13 protein-coding genes are annotated in these 18,745 nt (G+C 65.9%); 3 read left to right on the top strand and 10 right to left on the bottom strand.

Annotation, left to right across the window (positions count from 1 at the left end):
- The first annotated feature begins 361 nt into the window (after positions 1-361).
- Positions 362-3,391 carry a replicative DNA helicase gene (locus tag BKG60_RS30690; protein WP_165688736.1) on the top strand — a complete coding sequence of 1,010 codons (3,030 nt, stop codon included), beginning with the start codon at positions 362-364 and terminating at the stop codon, positions 3,389-3,391.
- A gap of 162 nt (positions 3,392-3,553) precedes the next feature.
- On the opposite strand, the gene BKG60_RS30685 is transcribed toward BKG60_RS30690, so the two are convergent.
- The 3 genes from BKG60_RS30685 to BKG60_RS30675 form a co-directional block, all read right to left on the bottom strand.
- A complete protein-coding gene (locus BKG60_RS30685) occupies positions 3,554-4,054 on the bottom strand; it encodes a DinB family protein (RefSeq protein WP_075910460.1) in 501 nt (166 codons plus the stop codon).
- 421 nt (positions 4,055-4,475) lie between these two features.
- The gene (locus BKG60_RS30680) at positions 4,476-4,886 is read right to left on the bottom strand and encodes a nuclear transport factor 2 family protein (RefSeq protein ID WP_242671664.1); all 411 of its coding nucleotides are present in this window, start codon (positions 4,884-4,886) and stop codon (positions 4,476-4,478) included.
- Between the two features lie 142 nt (positions 4,887-5,028).
- The gene (locus BKG60_RS30675; protein WP_075910458.1) at positions 5,029-6,411 is read right to left on the bottom strand and encodes an FAD-dependent oxidoreductase; all 1,383 of its coding nucleotides are present in this window, start codon (positions 6,409-6,411) and stop codon (positions 5,029-5,031) included.
- A 136-nt stretch (positions 6,412-6,547) separates the two neighbouring features.
- On the opposite strand from BKG60_RS30675, the gene BKG60_RS30670 reads away from it, so the two are divergent.
- Entirely contained in the window at positions 6,548-7,273 is a 726-nt protein-coding gene (locus tag BKG60_RS30670) for an SDR family oxidoreductase (protein ID WP_075910457.1), read from the top strand.
- On the opposite strand, the gene BKG60_RS30665 is transcribed toward BKG60_RS30670, so the two are convergent.
- The 5 genes from BKG60_RS30665 to BKG60_RS30645 form a co-directional block, all read right to left on the bottom strand.
- Positions 7,270-8,163, bottom strand: a complete 894-nt coding sequence (locus BKG60_RS30665) for a serine hydrolase (protein ID WP_075910507.1) — start codon at positions 8,161-8,163, stop codon at positions 7,270-7,272. The genes BKG60_RS30670 and BKG60_RS30665 overlap by 4 nt on opposite strands.
- Before the next feature lie 169 nt (positions 8,164-8,332).
- Entirely contained in the window at positions 8,333-9,094 is a 762-nt protein-coding gene (locus tag BKG60_RS30660; protein WP_075910456.1) for a DUF1906 domain-containing protein, read from the bottom strand.
- Between the two features lie 92 nt (positions 9,095-9,186).
- Positions 9,187-11,565 (bottom strand): PEP/pyruvate-binding domain-containing protein, encoded by a 2,379-nt coding sequence (locus tag BKG60_RS30655; protein ID WP_083650387.1) that lies wholly within the window; start codon positions 11,563-11,565, stop codon positions 9,187-9,189.
- A 4-nt stretch (positions 11,566-11,569) separates the two neighbouring features.
- Complete coding sequence (locus BKG60_RS30650; RefSeq protein ID WP_075910454.1) at positions 11,570-12,559, bottom strand: TIGR03617 family F420-dependent LLM class oxidoreductase; 990 nt, start codon at positions 12,557-12,559, stop codon at positions 11,570-11,572.
- A gap of 7 nt (positions 12,560-12,566) precedes the next feature.
- Complete coding sequence (locus BKG60_RS30645) at positions 12,567-13,682, bottom strand: Rv3169 family protein (RefSeq protein ID WP_075910453.1); 1,116 nt, start codon at positions 13,680-13,682, stop codon at positions 12,567-12,569.
- A gap of 49 nt (positions 13,683-13,731) precedes the next feature.
- Here BKG60_RS30645 and BKG60_RS30640 point away from each other — a divergent pair, with 49 nt between their 5' ends.
- A complete protein-coding gene (locus tag BKG60_RS30640; protein ID WP_070186182.1) occupies positions 13,732-14,391 on the top strand; it encodes a TetR-like C-terminal domain-containing protein in 660 nt (219 codons plus the stop codon).
- Here the strand turns inward: BKG60_RS30640 and BKG60_RS30635 are convergent.
- Together BKG60_RS30635 and BKG60_RS30630 are read right to left on the bottom strand one after the other, a co-directional pair.
- Positions 14,345-16,498: a DNA gyrase subunit A gene (locus tag BKG60_RS30635; RefSeq protein ID WP_070945614.1), complete on the bottom strand. Its 2,154-nt coding sequence runs from the start codon at positions 16,496-16,498 to the stop codon at positions 14,345-14,347. The two genes, BKG60_RS30640 and BKG60_RS30635, sit on opposite strands and share 47 nt — an antisense overlap.
- 9 nt (positions 16,499-16,507) lie before the next feature.
- Positions 16,508-18,541, bottom strand: coding sequence for a toprim domain-containing protein (locus BKG60_RS30630; protein ID WP_070945615.1), 2,034 nt, complete (start codon positions 18,539-18,541; stop codon positions 16,508-16,510).
- Between the last annotated feature and the right edge of the window lie 204 nt (positions 18,542-18,745).

The raw sequence follows: 18,745 nt of genomic DNA, 5'->3' as shown, positions 1-18,745 counted from the left end.
GGCGGTTCCTGGGCGCAACACAACACGCCCGGGACGGCAACCCGGCACGACACGCCGAAGAACTTCCCATACACAATGACTGACAGCCCCCATGGCACCCTGAACTGGGAAAACAACAGATCGCCAGGGATTGATCCACAGGTTCTCCCCAGAGCCTCAACACCGCGACCGAGACCTATCCCCATACCATCCACAGGTTGATCAACAGGGGTGGTTTCGGGCGGCGCCAGCAACGTCTACCGTGATGCGTCGCAGCGCCGTCACGAAGCTTTGTCGGAGCCCTGTTTTACAGTTGCAGTACCGATTCGAATAAACGTTCGAGCCTGTCGTCAGGCGGGTCTCGGAAGGGGGTGGGGAGTCCGTGGCGGTGGTGGACGACCTGGGGCATCCAGATTCGGAGATGGATGGTCCTCCGCCTGGGGAGGACTTCGGCCGGCAGCCGCCGCAGGACATGGCGGCCGAGCAGGCCGTCCTCGGCGGCATGCTGCTGAGCAAGGACGCGATCGCCGATGTCCTCGAGCGCTTGCGTCCCGGCGACTTTTACCGCCCGGCCCACCAGAACGTCTATGACGCGATCCTCGATCTCTACGGCCGGGGTGAACCGGCCGACGCCGTCACCGTCGCCGCCGAGCTCGATCGCCGGGGGCTGCTGCGCCGCATCGGCGGAGCCCCCTATCTGCACACCCTGATCTCCACCGTGCCCACGGCGGCCAACGCCGGGTTCTATGCCGGCATCGTGGCCGAGAAGGCGCTGTTGCGCCGGTTGGTGGAGGCCGGCACCCGGGTGGTGCAATACGGCTACGCCGGGGCCGACGGTGCCGATGTCACCGATGTGGTCGACCGGGCGCAGGCCGAGATCTACGACGTCACCGAACGGCGCGCCTCAGAAGACTTTGTGGCCCTCGAAGATCTGTTGCAGCCCACGATGGACGAGATCGATGCGATCGCGTCGCAGGGCGGTCTCTCGCGCGGTGTACCGACCGGGTTCACCGAATTCGACGAGGTCACCAACGGCCTGCACCCCGGGCAGATGATCATCATCGCGGCGCGACCCGGCGTCGGGAAGGCACTCGCGCTCGATACCCCGCTCCCGACACCCAACGGTTGGACCACGATGGGTGACGTCGCCGTGGGTGACCATCTCATCGGCGCTGACGGTGAGCCCACGCGTGTTGTGGCGGCCACCGAGGTCATGCTCGGCCGTCCGTGTTTCGAGGTCGAATTCTCGGACGGCACAGTGATTGTGGCCGATGCCCAGCATCAATGGCCGACAGGTGACGGCATCCGCACCACGGCTCAGTTGCGCCCAGGTCTGCACACGATTACCGCACCGACCTCTGGTGGGGGAGCTGCGGTGCTGGCGCCGGTATGCCAGGTGACGACGGTGCGACGCCTGCCCAGCGTGCCGGTGCGGTGCGTGGAGGTCGACAACGCCGCGCATCTGTACCTGGCGGGTCCTGCCATGGTGCCGACACACAACTCCACCCTCGGCCTGGATTTCATGCGGTCCTGCTCGATCAAGCACCAGATGGCCAGCGTCATCTTCTCGCTGGAAATGAGCAAGTCCGAGATCGTCATGCGGCTGTTGTCGGCCGAGGCGAAAATCAAACTGGCCGATATGCGTTCGGGCCGGATGAGCGATGACGACTGGACCAAGCTGGCTCGCCGCATGAGCGAGATCAGTGAGGCGCCCCTGTACATCGACGACTCGCCGAACCTCACCATGATGGAGATCCGGGCCAAAGGCCGACGGCTGGCCCAGAAGGCGGATCTCAAGCTTGTGGTCGTCGACTACATGCAGCTGATGAGTTCGGGCAAGAAGTACGAGTCACGCCAGCAGGAAGTTTCGGACTTCTCCCGCAGCCTCAAGCTGATGGCCAAAGAACTCGAAGTGCCGGTGATCGCGATCAGCCAGCTCAACCGTGGTCCCGAGCAGCGCACCGACAAGCGTCCGCAGGTCTCGGACCTGCGTGAGTCCGGCTGTATGACGGCCAACACCCGAATCTTGCGTGCCGACAACGGTGCCGAGGTGACGTTCGGTGAGCTGATGGAGACGGGGGAGCGTCCACTGGTGTGGTCGCTCGACGAACGCAAGCGCATGGTGGCGCGCCCCATGACCAACGTGTTCTACAGCGGCCACAAAGAGGTGTTCAAGCTCCGACTGGCTTCGGGGCGTGAGGTGGAAGCCACCGCCAATCATCCGTTCATGACGTTGGACGGCTGGGTTCCGTTGGGTGAGTTGGCAGTTGGAGACCGATTGGCGACGCCGCGGCGGGTTCCCGAGCCGGTGCAGACCGAGCGGTTGCGTGACTCCGAGGTGATTATGTTGGCGCACATGATCGGTGACGGGTCGTGCGTCAAGCGCCAGCCGATCCGCTACGCCAGTGTCGACAAGGTGAATCTGCTTGAGGTGGAGATATCGGCCCGGCACTTCGGAGTGACCGCGGTGCGCGACGAGTACCCGGCGGCCGGCGTGACGACGATGCGGCTCCCGGCGCCGTACCGCTTGACGCACGGCAAGCGCAATCCGATCGCTGCGTGGCTGGACAAGCTCGGATTGTTCGGTAAGCGCAGCTACGAGAAGTTCGTTCCCAAAGAGGTGTTCGCGCTGCCCGATGACCAGGTGCCGTTGTTCTTGCGGCATCTCTGGGCCACCGATGGGTCCGTGCGCTGGGATGCGACGGCACGGCAGGCGCGCATCTACTACGCCACGACGAGCCGGCAGCTCGCCGACGACCTGGCCCAGCTGTTGTTGCGGGTCGGCGTGTACTCGCGTATCAAGTGCGCCAAGAAAGTCGGCTACCGCGATTGCTGGCATGTGCTGATCTACGGCGGGGACAACCAGCACCGATTCCTGGCGCACGTCGGTGTGAACGGAGAGCGCGGCATCAAGGCGCGCGAGGTGTTGCGGCAGCTGGAAGCTGCCGAGCGCAACCCGAATCTCGACACCGTGCCGAAAGAAGTTTGGCAGCAGGTGAGGTCAGCGTTGGTGCGCAAGGGCAGCTCCGCCATGTGGAAGCACGCACCGAGCAGGTCACGCTTACACCAGGCGGCTGCCATACTCGACGACCCCGAGTTGCACGACCTGGCGCGCAACGATGTGTTCTGGGATGAGATCGTGGAGATCACCAGCATTGGTGAGCACGACGTGTATGACGGAACCGTGCCAGGTACGAGTAACTTTGTGGCGCAAGGTATTACAGCGCACAACTCACTCGAGCAGGATGCGGATATGGTCCTGCTGCTGCACCGCCCCGACGCGATTGACCGGGAAGACCCGCGCGGCGGCGAAGCCGACATTATCCTCGGCAAGCACCGTAACGGCCCGACCGCGAACATCACTGTGGCGCACCAGCTTCACTTCTCGCGGTTCACGAATATGGCGCGCTGAAGCCACGAGACATGTGGGTTCTCAAGTTTGACTGCACACTCTCAAGGTCGACTGCACCAGTGTTGCACTTGGGCAGCGAATTTGAGAGAGACACACCGTGCTCGGACTGTGGGCCGACGTGGATATTTGTTCTACCCGCCAGACACCGCTCGCGTTGGCCAGTCACGACCGACTGGCTGCGTCCAAACTGTCGATCTGTTCGCGCAGAATGTCGCCGTGGCCGGCATGTCTGGCGAACTCTTGGATGAACATCAGCAGCGTCCACCGCATGCTGACGGTTCCTTCGCGGGGGCTGTCTTTCGTGTCGTCGAGGTCGAAGCGCGAGGCGATCTCGCGCGATCGTTGGCTTGCGCGCTCGAACTCAGCGATGACGTCTGCCAACGACTCGTCGTCGGCGACGGCGAAGGTACCCTCGTCGCGACGTGAGTACCCATCGCATTCGGATTCGTCGAGTCCTGCCCAGAACCGTTGGAACCAGATTCGTTCTGCTCCAGCGGCGTGTTTGAGTAGTGAGATCGGTGTTGTCAGCGATGCAACGAGTTGCCGGCGGGCGTCGGCATCAGATAGGCCGCGGGCAGTCGCGATGAGCGCTGCGCGGTTGCGGTCGAGCATGTCCTCGATGAGCGCTCGCTCGGTTCCATTGGTTATTCCGTTGAGGGTCATGGTCTTTGGAGCCTTTCTGTTTGTGTGAATATGGCCGCCATTTGACTCAGGCAGCGGCGCATCGCGGAAGCGCAAGAGGAACCCGACGCGTTTGACGCGCTGGATGATGAACGGGTTGGAAGAGGGCTTTCGATCCGCTTGCCGCGGGAATCGCCGCGTATGGCGCAAGGGGCAAGGTGGGGACGGTGGCAAGACTGCCGCGTGGCCTTCAGGAGGCGTTGAAGCCACCCTCCCGTCACCATACCGCAAGGCCGATGCGGCTTCACATCAGTAGGAAAGGAGGCCGTTCGTGAGACAAACCGCTAGGCAGCAACAGTGAGACAACGCCAAAGGTGCAGTTCGGAGGTCTCTGGCGATGCGCTAGAACTTGAGAACCTACGCGAGACTGACTGCATCAACACTGAAACACGGCCGCCGGCGATCAGTTCGGTGGCGACACTGCCGGCAGGGCATCCACCACGGGCGTGTTCTGCGCCGCCGCCACCCACCACGTCTCGCCCCGCTGGACCAAGACATACATCGCCATTTCACTGAATCCACCCTGCAGCGCACTGCGGCGAATCTGCGCCACCACCACTCCCGGTGCCGGGCAGATCGCCTGCGCGAGTTCAAAGCGTGAAGCCGGCACCACCGGGGGTCCGCTCATCATCCGATGATGGATCGGGTTGAGATTCGAATAGCCCTTGAGCACCATGCCTTTCGGGGTGCCCCATAAGATGTCCGCGGCGAACATGCTGTCATACACGTCGGCGTCTCCGGTATCGCCGCCACGTTGAAGAACTTCGATCAGATCTCGCACCGCTCGTGCGCCGTCGGCGGTTGGCCTATCCACGTGCGGACGTTGAGTCGTCATCGTTGCAACGTATAACCGTAAGCACACTTGAGGTCAATGAGCTACTTTGGCGCCACCGCCCAACTCCGGGACGTCGATCAGTGCTTCGAGTCGACGAACGACCTCGCCGCGCGGTGAATCGTCAAGCCTCGTTTGTCTTCAAGCACGGTCCGGATACTGGGAAGCGCAAAGTTCTGCGGAGATGGTGGACGGTGACCCGGGCAAGGAGGCGGGGTTCCAGGAGGCGCTGCGGTGGGTCGACCATGTTCACGACGCGGACGAGGCGCTCGGTGACGACGATGTCGTCGGCGGCTTCGAGAATCATGTGGCGTCCCCACTGCAGAACCCGGTGGCGGACCTTCTCCGTCACCCCTCGCCGGGTTGTGCTCTCGGCGGGCTGGTTGGCCGCCCACACCGGAGCGATCATGTGCGCCAGCGACTGGTAAAACTTTTGCGGGTCAATGGCTCCGTGGTCGCGGAGGTGGGTGCGTAGCGCGTGCGCGTGTCGCGCGGCCATGGTGACCCCTTGCCCCTGGAGAGGGTCGAGGCAGCACAGCGCGTCACCGATCACGAGCAGTCCGTCAGGGTGCCGGGCGCAGTGGTCGTAGCGATGCCAGGTGCCGCCGGGGTAGCGGTAGACCGCGACATCTGAGAGCGGCATGGCCTTGCGAAGTGCCGGTTGGATGTGCGGAGGCGCGAATTCCTCGGCCAGGGCGATCATTTCGTCCAGCGTTGTCGGCGGTGTCGGGTGCGCGCCGGTGTGTGTTGCGATGGTCAACGTCCAGGTGCCGTGTTCGCCGGCGGCCAGCCCACCGCGCCCGCCCCCGCCTGCCGGGACAACCAGGACCAGGCGTTCAGGAAAAGCGTCCTGGTCGGGGATGGCGATCAGCTGGCTGTAATACATGCCGTGCACGGTGAACGTTCGCTTCGGTGGCCGCTCGTAGCCGAGCTTTTCCAAGAGCACCGGAGTGCGTGTCGCGCGCCCGGTGGAGTCGACGATGAGATCGGCGTCCAGCGCCTCGACTGCCCCGGTCCGCCGGTCGTGGATGGTGACACCGGTGATCCGATCAGGCTGGCCGGCAACAAGTTCGCCGGTGTCGTGACCGTCTTTGATCGTGACGTTCGGCCGGGCCGCCACCTCGGCACGCAGCGCGAATTCCAGTAGCGGTCGCGTCACCAGGTAGCTCGCCAATGCGGCAGGATCTGCGACCGGGTCGGTGCGATTGAAGGCGTATGGGCCGTTCCGGATGTGCATGCGCTCGCCGAGGCGGGGGCCGTCGAGGGCGTGGCCGCCCGCAGCGATCACGTCGTCGATCAGGCCTGGGACCAGTTGCTCCATGGTCTGCCAACCCCGGGACAGCAGGCTGTGCAGGTGCGGCCCCTGTGGGACTCCGCGGCGCTGGGATGGCTTGTCCGGCAACCGATCGCGTTCGACAACCGTGACGTTGTGGCCGGCCTCGGCGAGCGCAGCCGCGGCAAGTAGCCCGGCGATGCCTGCGCCGAGGACAACGGAGTGGTCAGCCATGGGCACGCCTCCCTGCGTGTCGAACTGAGCGATGCCGCCGACGCTAGCACTAGATTAAGAAAAATAAGATCAAACTAAGTAAAGTCTAAGGCTTCGATTGTGAGGAGGGTACCGGGTGATCGGACGAGGTGCAGGAATGGACGGCGGCGTCGCGCTCGTCACCGGGTCGTCCCGCGGTATCGGGGCTGAGGTGGCTCGGATGCTCGGTGCGGCCGGACTCCACGTCCTGGTGAACTACCGTGAGAAAGCCGCTCGGGCGAACGGTGTGGTTGACGAGATTCGCGCGGCGGGCGGACAGGCGTCGGCCGCCGGCGCTGACGTCTGTGACGCTGTGGCGGTCAGGGCGCTGATGGCCGACATAGGTGAGCGATTCGGCGCGCTCGATGTGTTGGTACTCAACGCCTCCGGCGGTCTAGAGCGCGGAGCCGATCCAGGCTATGCCATGCGTCTCAACCGGGACGCGCAACGGCAGCTCGCCGAGCTGGCACTCCCACTCATGCCGCCAGGTGCGCGAATTGTGTTTGTCACCAGCCATCAAGCGCACTTCTATCCGGCAAGGCCGGTGCCTGAGGGATACGAACCCATCGCTCAAAGCAAACGTGCCGGCGAGGACGCGTTGCTCGCCACGAAACCGGCTCTTGCCGAGCATGGAATCGCGCTCAAGGTGGTTTCCGGCGACATGATCGACGGGACCATCATCGTGCGGTTGCTGCAGCGGCGCGACCCCGATGCGGTCGAGGCCCGCCGCAGTCAGGCGGTACTTCCGACCGTCGAGGAGTTTGCGGCCGAAATCACCCGAGCGGCATTGGATTCCGACCATCGCGACATCACCTATGTCGGCGGCGCGGATTACCTGGGCTAGACGTGCCCGCCGGGGAACATCGTCTTGACCACCTGAGTCATGGTGTTGCGGGCGGAGGCGGCATCGCCGGGTTCCAGTGAGCTCATCGCCATGACGTACCGGCGGTCGGCACCGATCGCGCCGGTGGACACGTGTAGCTGGTTGGGGCCGTTCCAACAGCAGAACCAGCCTTGTTTGACCGCAACAGGCTCGGCGTAGAGCCCTTCTGGGATGCCGAAGCGTTGCGGGTAGCCATCGGTCCCGGTCGGTGTGGATTGCGCAAGGTTGCTCATGATCACGTTGGCCTGTTCGGCGGGCAGCCCGCCACTACCGTCCAACAGCATGTTGTAGTAACGGACGAGATCGCTTGCGGTGCTCTGTGTGACGTCCCAGTGTCCGTTGTAGGGCGCGGTGGTACCCGACAACCCGTAGCGCGCCACGACGCGCGAGATGATGGCGTTTCCGCCGCTGCGGTCCCAGAAGGTCTGGGCTGCACCGTCATCGGAGGAGCGCAGCATGACGTCGAGCGAATTGCGATCGGCGTCAGTCAGTTTGGTCTCGCCCTTCGATACCTGCAGCAACAGGTCGTCGGCGATGAACAGCTTCACCACCGAGGCGATCGGGAACGGTTGGTTGGCGTTGTTGGCAATGACCTGGCCGGTGTTCCGGTCAAGGAACGCGACCTTGATGTTGGCACCGGAGCTGGCGGCATCGGCGGTGGCTTGCCGGGTCCGGGCCTCGAGCCCCTCCAATGGCGCCAGGGGCTGATCGATGGGAGCCTGCGGCGGCACGGTGACCGGAGCCTGAGGAGCGACAGCTGTTGCCAAGGGGGCGTTCTCACCTTCCGGTGGCATACCCCAGACCTGGGCCTCGCAGCCAGTGACGAGCATTGCCACGCCCAGCACTGCCATGCCCGTCATCGCCCACTTCGACCGCTGCCGCCGCACAAGTCCTCCAAAGATCCCGAGCCAGGTGAGCTGAAATCGACCTTGCGCCGCTCACGGGGTGGTCCCAGCTTAACGGGCCGCCCATTGGATCTCGTCGAGAGCACATTGGTCCTCAGCGGTCATGGCTGCAAGTTCACTGATGCAGGTTCCATTGGCCGACGTCGCCGGCCAGGGCGTCGTTCACGTCGACGCGGAGGCCGCCGACCACCGGGCCCGGGTTTGATGCGGTGTCGATGACTCGCTGGTAGAGGACTGCGGCGGGGTGGACCTTGCCGCCGGACCAAGACCGGGTCTGCCAGGCCCACGCTTTTCCGGGTGTGCCTGACTTCCCGATCACACCGTCGGCGATGGCCCATTGGCATGGGTTGATGCCCGCGTAGATGCCGGTGCGTTGCACTCCGAGCACCGAGTTGATCCCGCGAAACCACGGTAGGGCGACGGTGTTCCAGGTGTTGCGGTCGATGTCGTCGTCGACGCTGAAGAAGATCGGTGCGCTGCGTCCGCCACCCGCTGCGGTGTGCAGGCTCCAGGCGGTGCGTGCGTCGGCGACGCCGCCGGGGTACCCGCGGGTGAAGTCCGACGGTGCCGTCCCGCCGGGCTTGCCGTATTGGAAGTTGCTCACGATCACGAGTCCGGCGGCGGTGAGTTGCCGGGCGTAGGGCAAGGTGATCGGCTTGGCGCCGAAGGATGATCCGGGACGTGACGTCGAGACGTAGTTGATCACTCCGGAGTGGCCCGCGGCCCGGATGTCCTGCGCCGGTATCTGGCGCATGGCGAAGTCGATCAGGGTGGGAGCGGCGGCGGACGCCGGAGGCGCGCCGATCGCAGCACCCAGTCCGGCCGCCGCCGAGACCGCGGCGGCATAGCGCAGCGCGTCACGCCGGGAAACCTGCACGGCGCGATGTTAACAAAGTGACGACTGTTGCCAGAGTGAGCGCGCTGAGGGATGCCGGGTTGTTTTCGATCGGTTATCTGTCCCCGGCGCGCTCACGGCTGGTCGATCCGGGTCACCACCCCTCGGTCACCATCCACCCGCACCCGGTCCCCGGTCTGGAGAACTTGGGTGCCCACCAACGTGTTCACGACACAGGGCAGACCGTATTCGCGCGCCACCACCGCGCCGTGCGACACCGAACTGCCGATGTCGGTGACAAGCGCGGCGATCACGGTGAAGTACGGTGTCCACCCCACGTCGGTGACGGGCGCGACCAGGATCTCGCCACGTTGGACGTGACGGGCATCCGTGACCGACTTCGCCACGCGCACGGTGCCTTCCACGCAGCCACGGCTGGCCGGCCGGCCGACGATCTGGTTGGCGGCGAGCGTGGCGGGGGTTGGCGCGACGACGGGGGTGGGCCGGCCCACCGAGACGTCGTCGAATTCGAGGGAATCCTGAAACGCCAGGGCCTCTCGGCGCGCCAGTGCGCGGGTTGTCAGGTCGGTGATGTCCTCATCGCTGACGACGTGGGACAGTTCTTCGCGGTCGAAGAAGAAAACGAGGTCGGCGTCGGGGAGCCGGCCCGATGCGGCCAGCACCTCGCCCAGATGGCGGTACCCCCGCTTGAGTGCGTGCGCCATCAGCGCCATCTTGGATTTCGTCTCCTCGCGTCCGCGGGCGCCCCCTTGGGCGAGTCGGGCCAGCAACCTGATGGCCCGGGACGTGGGCTTCTCGGTGTGGCGGTGGATCGGAGCACTGTCGGCGGAGTCGAGGGCCGCCTGCAGCATCACCTGCATCATGGCTCCCAGGCCGCCCGGATCCTGGGCCCAGGAGGGATCACGCATGCACAGTTCCCGGTATCCGCGGTGACCGTGCCGAATCAGGAACTGGCGCAACGCCTCGCCGCCGGAGTTTGCGGCGTCGCGCAGCTCGGTGACCGCTTCCTCCGGTGTGCCGGACAGAAACCGTTCCGCGGCGAGCGGGTCAGCGGCCAGGGTGCGGACCACCGACTGGAGTTGGTCGAGCATCATCGCGCTCTCGACGTCGGTTGCCCCGGCCATGAGACGCATCGCCTCGGCCTGGCCGTCCTCCTCGGAGCGCCCGTTCTTGAGTGCCTGACGGACCAGCGTGCTCTCGAGAATATTGGCGGCTACCGCGGCCCGCGACGACGAGCGCACGTGGGTCAGCGTGACGTCGCAGTAGAGATCCACGCCCGCCTCCAGCTCTCGCAGGACGGTTCGTGCGTCGCGACTGGTCGGGATGCTGAAGCCGGCTATCTGGTCCTTGAGCCGTCGGATCGCCGGACCGGCGGACAGCGCATGAGAGGTCAGCCGGACGGTGTTGACGAGCCTTCGGGCGAACGGCTGTGGCGGTTTGGCCTCCAGTTCGTCGACCACTCGCCCACAGATCGACATCGAGAACTGTTCGCGCGAATTGCCGAGGATGCCCGAACTCAAGGCGGTTCCCTCGGTGAGGTTCAGGAACATGTGTCCGTAGAAGTAACCGACCTGAAGCCAAGGCTTTTCGTAGCGTGGCTGAGCGCGCGCCACCACCTGTGTCGTCTGCATCGCGTAGTCGATGGCGTACCCGGACACCGCCGCGGTGAGCGGGCAGAACGCCCCCGGCATCATCTCGCCGATGTTGCAGCGGGTGTAGACGTGCGTCTCACCGGCCACCGGTGAGTCCATTTCATTGAGATCACCGGGCAGGGTGGTGATCGGCCGGGCCTGAAGCCACCAGAGTGTGCCGGATCGGTCGATCGCCCATTCGAGATCCATTGGCTTGTCCCAATGACGCGCGGCGAGCAGGGCGCCGGCCCGAATCTCGCTGACATCCGCCGTCGTGAGGACGGGTTCCGGGCCGACTTCGCGTACCGCGGTCGAGCCGTCGGAGTTGAGGATGATGTGGTCAGGGGAGGCTGAACCGTCCACGAGTGCCTCGCCCAGACCGGCGATGGCATCGATCACCATCAGGTCGCGCCGGCCCGTCGTGGGGTCCGCCGTGAACACCACCCCGGCGGCGCGCGCGTCGACCATCTGCTGGACGACGACGTTCATGGTGGCCCTGGATTGTCCGCTGTAGGACGAGGCGCGTTGGGAGTCCACGGAGTTGGCGCATTGGCGTACGGCGGACATGAAGCCGTCGACGGAGTCGACGCCGAGCACCGTGTCGTATTGCCCGGCGAAGGACTGGTCATCGCCGTCTTCCCCCACCGCTGAGGATCGAACGGCCACCGGGGTGGCGCCGGCCGCAGCCATTTGGGAGAACCGGTCCACGGCATCATCGAGGGCACCTTGTGCGGAGGCATCGGCGATCACGAATCCCACCGGCACAGACAGCCCGAGCCGACGCAGCTCGGCAAGGCCGGCTGCCTTACCGCCGAAGCGGTCGTCGGTGATGGAGTCGAATTCGATTGGTGTAGCGGTCATATCGTCAACCCAGCGCATCCACGATCTCGGCGAGCGCCTCGACGGCGATCGGGCCCGGCTGGTACAGACAGATCCGGTCCGACACCCCCTCGACACGATCACGGATGTGTGCGGCGATCTCGCCGGGCGTGCCGCAGGCGGCAATCGTGTGCAGCATCTCGTCGTCGATCAGGCCGGCCATCTCCTGCCAGCGGCCCTGCTTGGACATCACATTGAGCTCGGGCTGCAGATCGCCCCAGCCGTGCGCCTCGAGTACAGGCCGGTAGGCGGGGGTGGAACCGTAGAACGCCAACAGCATTCGGGTCGAGAAGTGGTCGTCCTCGCGTCCGGTGCCGACCGACACGATGATCTCGGGCACCACCTCGAAGCCGTCCTCGCTGCGACCCGCCGCGGCCAGCCCTTCCCGCACCGCGGGCATCGTCGTCTCGTGCAGGAACCGTTTCGAGCCGAACGGCATCACCAGGAGGCCGTCGGCAACTTCGGCGGTGGCCCGGGTCAGGCGTGGACCGAGCGCCCCCAGATAGATCGGCGGGGGACCGAACGGGTTGGGCCCGGGTTTGAACGTCGGTGTCATCAGGGTGTGGCGGTAGTACTCGCCGCGGAAGTCGAGCCGCTCGTCCTCGTTCCACGAGGCGAAGATCGCCCGCAGCGCCCCGACCATCTCCGTCATGCGCGCTACCGGACGGTCGAATTCGACGCCGTAGCGCTTCTCGATCTGTGCGCGTACCTGCGTGCCCAGCCCCAGGATGAAGCGCCCCTCCGAGAGGAGTTGGAGGTCGTTGGCTTGATGGGCAAGCTGAATCGGGTTGCGGGGGAACGCGATCGCTACGTTCGACATGATGTCGAGGCCTTTGATCGAGGATGCCAGCACCAGCGGTGTGAACACGTCGAAGGGCCCCTCGAAGGTGAACACACCCGACGCGCCGGCTTCTTTGAGCAGGGCTGCGCGGTCGACCGCATCAGTCGGTCCGAACAGTGCCGTCATGATCTTCATCTGCTGCCTATCCCGCCACGTCGGTCCAGTCGGAGAAGCCCGACGGATGGTGCGGGCCGATGATGCCGTGCTCGAACAGTCCGGCCCCCTCACTGCGGCTGCCGTCGGCCTCGATGCACACCGCCTTGCCGACATGGTCGATCAGGCTGAACGGCGCGCGGGCCATCACCGCGGGGTCGGTCAGGTCGAAGTCGACCCGTTCGGTGAACGGGCCGTCTTTCCAGGTGCCGTGCGCCCAGGACGAATCTCCGCCATAGCCGGATCCGAAAGCGATGGGCGCGAACAGCTTCGACTCGACGTCGAGCTGGATCCGGTCCCCGCTGCGGTTCATGAATTCGACGTGAGCGCCGTGGGGGATGCGGGTCCCCGGCGTGTAGTGGATCGTGGCCCGCACCCCGTCGAGCTGTTCCACCCTGCCGTCCCGCCAGCGCCGGGTGCAGTCGTAGAGGCTGCGATGCCCGTCCGGATCCTCCTGCAGAATCAGGAACAGCTGGTAGTCGTCGAAGGCGAACGGCAGGTAGAGCCACCACATCCCCTGGAAGGCCGCATCGGGGCGGCCCGCGGGTTCCGGTTCACCGATGGGCCGGATGCCCCAGGACCGGTCACGGCTGCCGACGCTGGTGGTCGCGTCGACCGTCAACCGGTCGCCGTCCACCTCGATCCAGCCGTCCCAGGCGCCGACCTGGGCAAAGCGGCACGCCTGCAGCGTCACGCGCCGCTCGGTCAGCATCTCGTGGGGGCGTTCCAGTGCGGCGGGGAACAGCCCGCGCCACGTCAGATCCGCGGAGATGCCCTCGGTTTCGGCCACCGTGAGGTGCAGCTGCTGCAGGGGCTCGACGACGTCGAGGCGATAGCCGTTGACGTTCTGGTTCAGCCGGTCGTCGTCGATCGCGTCGCTGAAGTGCACGGCCGTCTGCGTTTCACCGCGCCGGATGACGAAGTATGCGTCTTTCACGCCCAAGCGGGGGTAGTAGCCGATCCCGGTGAGCGCCATGAAGTTGCCGGCACGGTCGAGCACGTTGAAGTACGACCGATCGTAGAAATTGCGGTCCGATGTGGCGGGCGAGGTGATCGGCGCCGGCACCTGATGGACCGGGAATTCGTCGAGCGGGCTCAGATTCACAAGCTCTCCATAAGATACGATGCGTATTGCATCGGAAGTAGGTGGAACCATGACAGCAGATCAGCGAGACGATGGCAAGGTGTCGGGTCGGCCTCGCGACGCGAGGATCGACGCCGCGATCATCGCGGCCACCCGCGAACTGATCCTGCAGACCGGATACTCCGCGTTGTCACTGTCCGCGATTGCTGCACACGCCGGCACCACGACGGCCGCCATCTACCGGAGATGGTCGGGCAAAGTTCATCTGGTCCATGAGGCGGTGCTGTCGGAAGCGGTGCTGTCCGACCCGGTGTTGGCCGCGCCGGACGGTTCCGGAGACATCCGGCAGGACATCCGTGCGCTCGTCGAGACCATCCGGGCGATGTTCGACCGGCCCGAAGTGCGGGTGGCACTGCCGGGTCTGATCGCCGACACCGTGGCGGACCCGGAACTGCACAACCTGATGATCGCCCGCCTGGCCGGCAATCTGACCGAGTTCGAAAACCGCTTCGGAGACGGACGCCGCGGGGGTGAGGACCTCCCCATGCTCGCCGAAGTCGTTGCGGGCAGCGCCATCTTCCGGATCTTGATCCGCCAGGACGCCGCACTCGACGACTCATGGGTGAACGCGATGACCGAGATGATCACCGAGCGCTGGCCGCCCGAACGCAGCGGACCGACGGTTACGGCGTCGGAGCCGGCGTCACGTCGGCGCCGCCCGCACTCTTGACCGAAGCCTTCGCGCGGTTCTCGGCCCGTACGGCCTTCTTGCCCCGCACGAACCCGGTCGGGGAGATCGACACCGAGACCAGCGCATCCTCGCCGTTGACGAACGGGTGGAACCCGACACCGGCGCCGCCGCGGCCCTTGACCGGGATATCGGCGACTTCGGTGACCTTCCAACCCTTTTCAGAAATGGACAGGATCGCCTCGCCGTTGCCACAGGACACCGGAAGAGCCGCGATCACGGTGTCTTCCGGGTCGCCGGCCGCCAGCTTCACCCCAACCACGCCGTTGCCCGCCACACCCTGTGGATTCACCGCGGCGGGATCGATGCGCAGGATCTTGCCGCGCCGCGTCACCAGCGCCAGGTGATACCCCTCGGGCAGCACCCCGGAACACAGCAGCCCGGTGATGTCGGGCGCCACCGGGATGTCGCGAATCTTGAACGGCAGACCGTTGCCCGCGGTGAACTTGACCCGCCCGTCGGTCCACACCGCCCAACCCAGGCCTGAGGTGAGCAGTTCACCGTGGCTGTCGGAGAACACCCCGCGGTCGTCCAGGCGCCAGGAACCATTGACCTTCCGCTCGCGCGGGCCGTCGTCATCGGAGTTCGATGCCGTCGGTGTGGCATCGAAGTCCAGCACGGTGCGACGGTCGAACTCAGGGCCTTTGAACAGCTTTGCGGTCTCCACCAACTCTTTGTCGATCACCACCCGACGCGCATCGGGATTGCCCACCAGTTCGGTGAGTTCGGCGAACTCGGCATCGAGCTTCTCCGCCTCGGCCTGCAACTCGATCACGTCGAGTTTGGTCAGCCGCCGAAGCTGCAGGCTCAGCACATAATCGGCTTGTGCGGCATCGATCGAGAACCGCTCCTGCAACCCCTGGCGGGCCTCGTCGACGGTTTCGGAACCCCGGATCACCGCGACGGCGGCGTCGATGTCGAGGTGGATCTTCATCAACCCGGCGACCAGATGCCGCCGCGCGGTGACCTTTTCCAAGCGGTACTCGCTGCGGCGCAGCACCACGGAATCGCGCAGGTGCAGGAAGGCCGAGATCAGTTCGCGCACCGACCACCAGCGCGGCACCCGGTCCTCGTCGAGTGCCACCAGGCTGGCGGCGAACGTCGACTCCAGCGGCGTGAGGGCCAGCAGTTGTTCGCGGATGGTTTCGGCGCTGTGGCCGCGTTTGGCGGTGACGACGATGCGCAGTCCGTTGCGGCGGTCGGTCAGATCGGACATGTCGGCCACGCCGGACAACTCGCCGGACTCGACCAGGGCCCGGATCCGGTCTTGCACAGTGTTACTCGCGACACCGGGCGGCAGCTCGGTGATGATGCAGTTCTTTCCGTCGACCGACACCGTCCCGCGCACCGTGAACTGGCCGCGGCCCGTGGTGATGTACTCCCGCAGCCCGGCCGTGCCGACCACGGTGGCCCCGCATCCCCAGTCGGGACCGGGGATGAGCTTGACCAACCTGTCGTCGGTCATGTTCGGGGTTTTCAGCAGAGCCCGGCACGCCGCGATCACTTCGCGCGGGTTGTGTGCGGGCACCTTGGTGGCCCACCCCTCGGCGATGCCGACGGCGCCGTTGCACAGCAGGACCGGCCACTGGGCCGGCAGCCAGGTCGGTTCGGTCCACTCACCGTCGAACGTCTGGACCATCGGAACGGCGTGGCTGTCGAGTTCGGCGGTCAGTGCGGCGCCCGGCGCAGACAGCCGCATCTCGGTGTAGCGGTCGGCTGCGGGGATGTCACCTTGGATGCGCGGGAAGGCGCCTTGTCCGTCAATGACTTTCACGCGCTGGAACTCGGCGGCCATCAGTGCCGCGGCCCCGTACATCGACGCCCCACCGTGGGGGTGCAGGTTGCCGGTGACTGCCGAGCAGATCTTCGACGACTTCTGCGGCTTGTTGCCGGGCAGCAGTTTCGAGTCGTGCATCTGATAGAGCAGGCGGCGTTGGCCCGGTTTGAGGCCGTCGAAGGCGGAGGGGATGGCCCGATCGCTGACGCTGTAGAGCGCGAAGGTCAGCTGATAGTGGTTCCAGTAGTCGTCGGCGCTCTGGTCGAGCACCAGGTCTTCGTTCTGTTCGGGAACGTCCAGGGTGGCGGTCAACTCATGCTCCTAGGTGAGGTCCAGCGCGGAGGTGTCGACACGGGAGGCGATGTCGGCCATCCACGTGCGCCGGCCCTCCGGCGGCCCGCCGAACAAGATGTGGTGCAGCTTCTTCTCGCTGTCATCGGAGTGAACCCGGATCACGGTGCGGCGCTGTGGATCCAGCACGGTGTTCCAGAAGTCGTCGGCGTCCATCTCGCCGAGGCCCTTGTTGCGCTGTACCTCCACTTTGCGTTTGGAGGTGGCCTTCATCTGAGTCACGGCGGCGTCGCGTTCGGACTCGTCTTGGCAGTAGACGCGCTCGTTGCCGTCTTTGACCACGAACAGCGGCGGCAGCGTCACATACACCATCCCCGCCTCGACGAGCGGACGGTAGAAGTCGAGGAACATCGAGATCAGGCTGGAGTTGATGTTGCCGCCGTCAGGGTCGGCGTCGGAGGCGAACAGGATCCGGTCGTACCGGCACAGTTCGGGGTCGCAACTGTCTCGGATCCCGCAGCCGAGGATGCGTTCGATCGCGTCGAACTCGTCCTTGGCGCGGGCCTTGCTCAGGGCGAAGCCGTAAACGTTGGGCGGCTTGCCTTTCAGCGGGAAGGCGGCCTGGAAGGTGGCATCGCGGGCCGCCTTGATGGTGCCCAGCGCCGAATCACCCTCGCACAGGAACAGCTCGGCGCCGGACCCGCGGCCGGTCTCCCGGCTGGGCAGCAGTTTGGGCGGCAGAGACAGATTGGTGCCCAGCCCTTTGGCTTTCGATGCCGCACGCGACCGGGCCTTGGCGCCCTCGGCGCTGCGGCGTGCCCGGGCGGCCTCCAGCGCCAGCTTCGTCCACAGTGTGACGGTGTCGCTGTTGGCGGGGTTGGCCGCCCAGATCGTGACGCTGCGTGCCACATCGGGGGCCATCGCCACGTTCAGCGATCGCGACGACACGGCGGTCTTGGCCTGCGAGTCCCATGCCACATCGGGTGCGCGAGTGTCCACGGCCAGCGCGGTGACGGCCGCGAAATCCTGTGCCTCCGGGCCGTCCTCGCCTTTGGCCAGACCCAGGTCGCGGATCCGGGAGGCACGATCGGCCAGGGCTTCGGAGAGCCCCTTGATCGCAGCGGTCAGGTGTGACCCGCCGTTGGGGGTCCGGACGGTGTTGCAGAATGCGGCGACCGTCGTGGGTTCGGCCGGACCCGCGGTCAGTGACCAGCGGAACGGGGTGGGGCCGCGGCCGGTCGAGTATTCACCCCGACCTTCCACGACCGCGCGCACGCCGGGTAGGGGGGTGCCTGCCGCGGTGCACATGAGGTCGAGCAGGGTCTCGGTGCCCCACGGGCCGTTGAACGGCTCGATCAAGGCCGGCGGGACCTCGCTGCCCGGCCAGCCTTGGTCGACGACGGTCAGGTGCACCCCCGGTGACATCCGCGCGGCGGCATGCGCGCGCAGCAGCACCTCACCGATGTCGAGGTTGGACTCGGGGACGACGGCCGGGTCGAACAGGATGCGAACCGTGGTGCCGTGCGCGTCGGGCTTGCGGTTGCCTGCGCCGCGCAGTTTCTGTGTGTCGGCCCGGGTGAACGGCGCGTCCGGGTCGAACTCTTTGCCCTCGAATGTCCCGGGATAGCCGTGGCCGAAACTCTGCAGGTAGGTCTTGCCGGCCCGGCGCACCGACACGTCGGTGCGGGCGGAGATGAACACCGCTGCGGCGGCCCCGATCCCGTTGAGCCCGGCGCCGGTACTGGTCGCGTCGTTGTGCGCGGAGAATTTGCCGCCGGCACGTGCGGTGCCCAGCGTTTTGACGATGCCGTTCTTCCCGGTCACCGGGTCGGAGTCGACGGGCAGGCCGCGGCCGTCGTCGGCAACGCTGACCGATCCGTCGGCGTGCAGGGTGATGGTGACGGTGGATCCGCCGTGGCTGGGATCGGCGACCTCTTCGATCGCGTTGTCCACGAGTTCGCGCAGTGCGGTGTTGAGCACGTCGAGACCCAGGTTCACCGCCGGCCGCAGGCGCGTGTGCTGGACATCGTCGAGCTCGGTGATGTCCGCGGCGTTGTAACTCACTGCTGTCCTTTCCACCAGGGCCTATGCCGCAGCAATCGGCGCCCGTCGGAGTGTCACCACGCGTGGCTCGCTGCCGCCGCGCGGCCACCCTGTGGCGCGGGTGGCGTAAGCATTCTGCCCTGCGCTGCCGACAGGGGGTCTTACCGCCACGGCCTGGAACCGACACAACTCGTGCCGTCGGCTACCGTCGTGTCGCGAAATCCG

The sequence above is a fragment of the Mycobacterium syngnathidarum genome, assembly GCF_001942625.1.
Lineage (GTDB): Bacteria > Actinomycetota > Actinomycetes > Mycobacteriales > Mycobacteriaceae > Mycobacterium > Mycobacterium syngnathidarum.
Note: the sequence above shows the minus strand (reverse complement) of the source record. Positions and strands in the feature narration are given on the sequence as shown.